This window comes from Burkholderia sp. Bp8998 (assembly GCF_003854235.1).
In the GTDB taxonomy this organism is placed as follows: domain Bacteria; phylum Pseudomonadota; class Gammaproteobacteria; order Burkholderiales; family Burkholderiaceae; genus Burkholderia.
Genome location: NZ_QTQF01000092.1, coordinates 1 through 5637, shown reverse-complemented (window position 1 = coordinate 5637; position 5637 = coordinate 1). Strand labels below are relative to the sequence as shown.

Annotated in this window: 4 protein-coding genes; all 4 read right to left on the bottom strand. The window is 63.5% G+C overall.

Annotated elements, in window-relative coordinates:
• A partial coding sequence (locus tag DIE06_RS37245) for a response regulator (RefSeq protein ID WP_148094376.1) occupies positions 1 to 422 on the bottom strand: 422 nt, incomplete at its 3' end.
• A gap of 30 nt (positions 423 to 452) precedes the next feature.
• Positions 453 to 2045, bottom strand: a complete 1593-nt coding sequence (locus DIE06_RS37240; protein ID WP_124665685.1) for a PAS domain-containing hybrid sensor histidine kinase/response regulator — start codon at positions 2043 to 2045, stop codon at positions 453 to 455.
• Positions 2046 to 2368: 323 nt separating this feature from the next.
• On the bottom strand, positions 2369 to 3781 hold the full coding sequence (gene pntB, locus DIE06_RS37235; RefSeq protein WP_124665684.1) for a Re/Si-specific NAD(P)(+) transhydrogenase subunit beta: 1413 nt from the start codon (positions 3779 to 3781) through the stop codon (positions 2369 to 2371).
• A gap of 13 nt (positions 3782 to 3794) precedes the next feature.
• Positions 3795 to 5387 carry a Re/Si-specific NAD(P)(+) transhydrogenase subunit alpha gene (locus DIE06_RS37230; protein ID WP_124665683.1) on the bottom strand — a complete coding sequence of 531 codons (1593 nt, stop codon included), beginning with the start codon at positions 5385 to 5387 and terminating at the stop codon, positions 3795 to 3797.
• Between the last annotated feature and the right edge of the window lie 250 nt (positions 5388 to 5637).

Here is a 5637-nt window from a genome sequence, read left to right as displayed (position 1 = left end):
GCGTCACCGCGCTTGCGCAACTCCCGGTGCAGCAACCGAACTTCCAGCATGTTGCGAACCCGCATCAGCACTTCCGCGAGATCGAATGGCTTGCTGATGAAGTCCTTCGCGCCGACCTGCAACGCGCGCAGCTTGTGGGCCGGCTGGGCGGTGATCACGATGACCGGGAGATAGCTGTCCGCCTCGAGCGACTTCAGGCTTTCCATCACCTGGAAACCGTCAGTGCCGGGCATCTGCAGATCAAGCAGGATCAGATCGTAGGGGTACCGGCGATGAAGTCCATAAACGGCGGACGCATCCATCGTCGACTCGACGTGCGCATACCACGCCCGCCGCAGGATCTGCTCGAGCAGCAGGATATTGGCCTCCTGATCGTCGACGACCAGGATCCGGGCGTCGAGGATTGCTGACGAATCGATCATGGTTCGCTACCTGGCGACCTGCCCCCCCGACTATTTCCGTCCTACAGCCAGCGCAATGGCATCGGCCAGCGCATGCATGAATGGATCGATCTTGATCGGCTTGGTTAGATAGCGGAAGAAACCCGCTTTCATGCCTTGCTCGATATCATGCGCCATCGCATTCGAACTGAGAGCGACAACGGGAATATCCGCCGTCTCGGGATGCCTGCGCAACAGGTCCAGCGCTTCGACGCCGCTGATATCGGGCAGGTTGATATCCATCAGGATCACTCGCGGGTGCACACTACGCGCCAGTTCCACGCCGAGCTGCCCCGTCACGGCACCGAGCATGCGCAGGTCCGCGTGCCGCGCAATCAGTTGTTCGACGAGCTTCAGGTTGGCCGGATTGTCCTCGATATAGAGCACAGTATGCACGGGCGCCTCTGCGGCATCGTCGCCGGTCGCGCCTCGGGCCGGCATGGCAGGCTGTATGGCGAGCGTCGCCGCCATTTCCGGGGCGGGCGCCGCATCGAGTTCGATCCAGAAGAGGCTGCCCTTTCCAAGCGTGCTGTCGACACCGATGCCCCCGCCCATCAATTCCATCAGTCGTTTTGCGACCACGAGACCGATGCCCGTGCCCTCTTCCGCGCCGGCTTCCTGTCCCAGGCGGTCGAACGGCTGGAAGAGTCGACCCAACTGCTCCCGGGACAAACCTGGGCCCGTGTCGCCGACGCTCACGCGAACCCGGCCCGGCACAGGCGTGCTGCAGTCGACGTCGACCGCGCCCGACGGACGGTTGTACTTGATTGCGTTCGACAGCAGATTGATGAGGACCTGCTTGACGCGCGTGCGGTCGGCGCGGACATGGCACGGCGGCTCGATCTGCGGAAAGGTCACACGAATGCCCCGTTGCCGAGCCTGCGTTACGATGATCGATTCGCACTCCCGCAGGACGTCGCCCAGCGATACGGGCTCAGGCGAAATCGCCACTTGCCCGGCCTCGATCTTCGCCAGATCGAGCACGTCGTTGATCAGTTCGAGCAGATGCCATCCTGCCCGCAGAATCTGGTCGATGCTCGCCTGTTGCGACGAGGTCGGCGGTGGCGAATCGGACGCCATGAGTTGGGCAAAACCCAGGATCGCATTGAGTGGGCTACGCAACTCGTGGCTCATGCTGGACAGGAAGTCCGATTTCGCACGGTTAGCGCGCTCGGCAGTGGCCAGCGCCCGCTTGCGATCGTCGATGTCGGTGACAGTCCCAACCCACTTGACGACGTTACCTTTCGCATCTTTTAACGGCGATGCCCGATCCAGATGCCAACGATAGGTGCCGTCGGATATTTGCTTTATCCGCACTTCCACTTCATATTCGCTGCCGTTCGCCCGCGCGTTATTCCAGGTCTCGATCGCGCGTTGCACATCATCCGGGTGCATCGTCGAGGTCCAATTCCAACCCTCCACTTGCGCAAAATCGAGTCCTGTATACGTTTCGAGCCGCCGGCTAACGTAGTCGACCGAACCATCCGGCGTGCCCGTATATACGATATGGGGTATCGCATCAGCAAGCGACCTGAAACGCCGTTCAACGTCATCGACGTTGGCTTCTGACGAAGGGTGATTTGTCGATAATGATTGCTGTTCCATGATCCAACCCCAAAACAAGCGTCGGCGCATTTGTGACGCAGCCACTAAATCCCGTGGGGACGGATCTGGGCATTTCTTAGGTGAGAAGCAATCCGTCTTACGACATTGAACAGCGGGTCTAATAGGGCGCATCGTCAAATCGTTGCCCTCATAATCCCGCTGGCGTAACGATGCGTCAAATACGAGGCAGTGGCCAAGAGAGTCCGCGGCACCAGTCGCTGCATCACTTCGTGTCAAAGTCGGAATGGTCTGACGCTTCACAAAAGCGCAGATAGAGCATCGCGGGCAATTTCAGGCCCATCCGCCTCGAGCACACCTCCTCATCAGGCCTTCAACGCGCCGAATACCTCGTCCAGCATCTTCTTCGCGTCGCCGAACAGCATCCGGTTGTTGTCCTTGTAGAACAGCGGATTGTCGACGCCCGCATAGCCGGACGCCATGCTGCGCTTCATCACGATCGAGGTCTTCGCCTTCCACACCTCGAGCACCGGCATCCCGGCGATCGGGCTGCCCGGATCTTCCTGCGCCGCCGGGTTCACGATGTCGTTCGCGCCGATCACCATCGACACGTCGGCTTCGGGGAAATCCGCGTTGATCTCATCCATCTCCATCACGATGTCGTAAGGCACCTTCGCCTCGGCGAGCAGCACGTTCATGTGCCCCGGCATGCGCCCGGCCACCGGATGGATCGCGAAACGCACGTCGACGCCCTTCTCGCGCAGCACCTTCGTGAGCTCATGCACGGTGTGCTGGGCTTGCGCCACGGCCATCCCGTACCCGGGCACGATGATCACACTCTTCGCATCGCGCAGCAGTTCGGCCGTCTCCAGCGCGCTCACCGCCACCACTTCGCCGGCCGGCTGCGCACTGCCGCCTGCCGCCGCGGGCGCACCGCTGCCGGTGCCGAAGCCGCCGGCAATCACGCTGATGAAGTTGCGGTTCATCGCGCGGCACATGATGTACGACAGGATCGCACCCGACGAGCCCACCAGTGCGCCGATCACGATCAGCAGGTCGTTGCCGAGCATGAAGCCGGTGGCGGCCGCCGCCCAGCCCGAGTAGCTGTTGAGCATCGACACCACGACGGGCATGTCCGCGCCGCCGATCGCCATCACCATGTGCACGCCGAACAGCAGCGACACCACCGTCATCACGATGAGCGGCGTCATGCCGTCCTGGATCGACTCCGCATGCAGGAACGCGCGGCCGTACACGATCACCACCACGAGCCCGGCCAGGTTGAGCCAGTGCCGTGCCGGCAGCAGCAGCGGCTTGCCGCCGATCTTGCCGGAGAGCTTGCCGAACGCGATCACAGAACCCGCGAAGGTCACCGCGCCGATCAGGATGCCGACGTAGATTTCCACTTCGTGGATCGCATGCTCGGCACCCGTGAACTGCACCGACGTATCGATGTAGCTCGCGAAGCCCACCAGGCACGCCGCCAGGCCGACCAGGCTGTGCATCAGCGCAACCAGCTCGGGCATCTGCGTCATCTGCACTTTCTTCGCGGCGTAGAGGCCGACCGCGCCGCCGACGACCAGTGCAGCCACGATATAAGGAATGCCCTCGGCCGACACGCGCGGGCCGAGCACGGTGGCGAGCACGGCGATCAGCATGCCGATCATGCCAAGCAGGTTGCCGCGGCGCGCGGTCTCGGGATTGGCCAGGCCGCCGAGGCTGAGGATGAACAGAATGGCCGCGCCGATATAGGAGACGGTAGTCAGATTGGAAGTCATTGTTGTCGTCTCCTTACTTGCGGAACATCGCCAGCATGCGGCGCGTCACCGCGAAGCCACCGAACATGTTGACGGCCGTGAGCGTCAGCGCGCCCACCGCCAGGCCGAGGATCAGCCCGGACGGACGGCCCTCCGCCGCGGCGTCGCCCAACGGCGGCGCGACCTGCACCAGCGCACCGATCGCAATGATCGACGAGATCGCGTTGGTCACACTCATCAGCGGCGTATGCAGCGAAGGCGTGACGTTCCAGATCACCATGTAGCCGACGAAGCAGGCCAGCACGAACACCGTGAAGTGCGACAGGAACGTGGCCGGCGCGAACTGGCCGACCAGCAGGAACGCCAGTGCGCCGACGGCGAACGTGATGGCGAGCGACTTCGCCGACATCGGCGCGCCGCTGCCGTGGCCATGGCCTTTGGACGCGGCTGCCACGACCGGCGGCGTGGCGGGTTTCGCTGCGGCGACCGGCTGCTGGATCGGCGGCGGCGGCCACGTGACGTTGCCTTCCTTGATGACCGTGAGGCCGCGGATCGCGTCGTCGTCGAAGTCGACGTTGATCGTGCCGTCCTTGGTCTTGCACAGCTCCTCGATCACGCGCAGCAGGTTGGTCGCATACAGCGTCGACGACTGTCGTGCCAGGCGCGACGCGAGATCCGTGTAGCCGACGATGGTCACGCCATGACGTACCACGGCCTGGCCGGGCACCGTCAGTTCGCAGTTGCCGCCTTGCTCGCCGGCCATGTCGACGATCACGCTGCCCGGCTTCATCGACTGCACCATCTCGGCCGTAATGAGCTTCGGCGCCGGCTTGCCCGGAATCAGCGCGGTGGTGATGATGATGTCCGCCTCCTTGGCCTGCTGCGCGTACATCGCGCGCTGTGCCTGCTGGAAGCCTTCGCTCATCACCTTCGCGTAGCCGCCGCCGCCCGAGCCTTCTTCCTCGTAGTCGACCTTGACGAATTCGCCGCCGAGCGACTTCACCTGGTCGGCCACTTCCGCGCGCGTGTCGTTGGCGCGCACGATCGCGCCGAGGCCCGCGGCCGTGCCGATCGCCGCGAGGCCGGCGACGCCCGCGCCGGCGATGAACACCTTGGCCGGCGGCACCTTGCCCGCGGCCGTGATCTGCCCGTTGAAGTAGCGGCCGAATGCGTGAGCCGCCTCGATGACGGCGCGGTAGCCGCTCACGCCGGCCATCGACGTGAGGGCATCCATCTTCTGCGCGCGCGACAGCGTGCGCGGCAGCGAATCGATGGCCAGCACCGTGGCCCGCTTCGCGGCCAGCTGCTGCATCAGTTCGGGGTTCTGGGCCGGCCAGACGAAGCCGATCAGCGTGCCGCCCTCGCGCATCAGCGCGACTTCGTCGCTGCTCGGCGGACGCACCTTGAGGACGATATCGCTGCGGCCCCATAGATCGGCGGCCGTTGCCACGACTTCGGCGCCGGCCGTGCGGTAGTCGTCATCGCTGAAGTTCGCGCCGGTGCCGGCACCGCTTTGCACGGCCACCGAAAACCCCAGCTTGATCAGTTTCTCGACCACTTCGGGGACGGTCGCTATGCGCCGCTCCTGAGTGGCTGTCTCCAGAGGAACTCCAATCCGTAATGTCATATCGTGAATTATCCATAGTGGCCGTCGCAAGGAATTCGGGCCTGCAGATCAAGTTACTACACTCAAAAGTCACTCAAGCCGACCTCGCTGGGTACAGTTGGTGACCGCCACTTCGACGTCCAGGCCGACCTGAATCAATCGCGCCAACTCCGGCACCGCCTCGAAAAGATCCGACTCCAAACCACAATCGAGCAGTACCGATGACTGGAGCTTGAGCGGCGGATTTCACAGGCGGCGAGGATTAACGAAT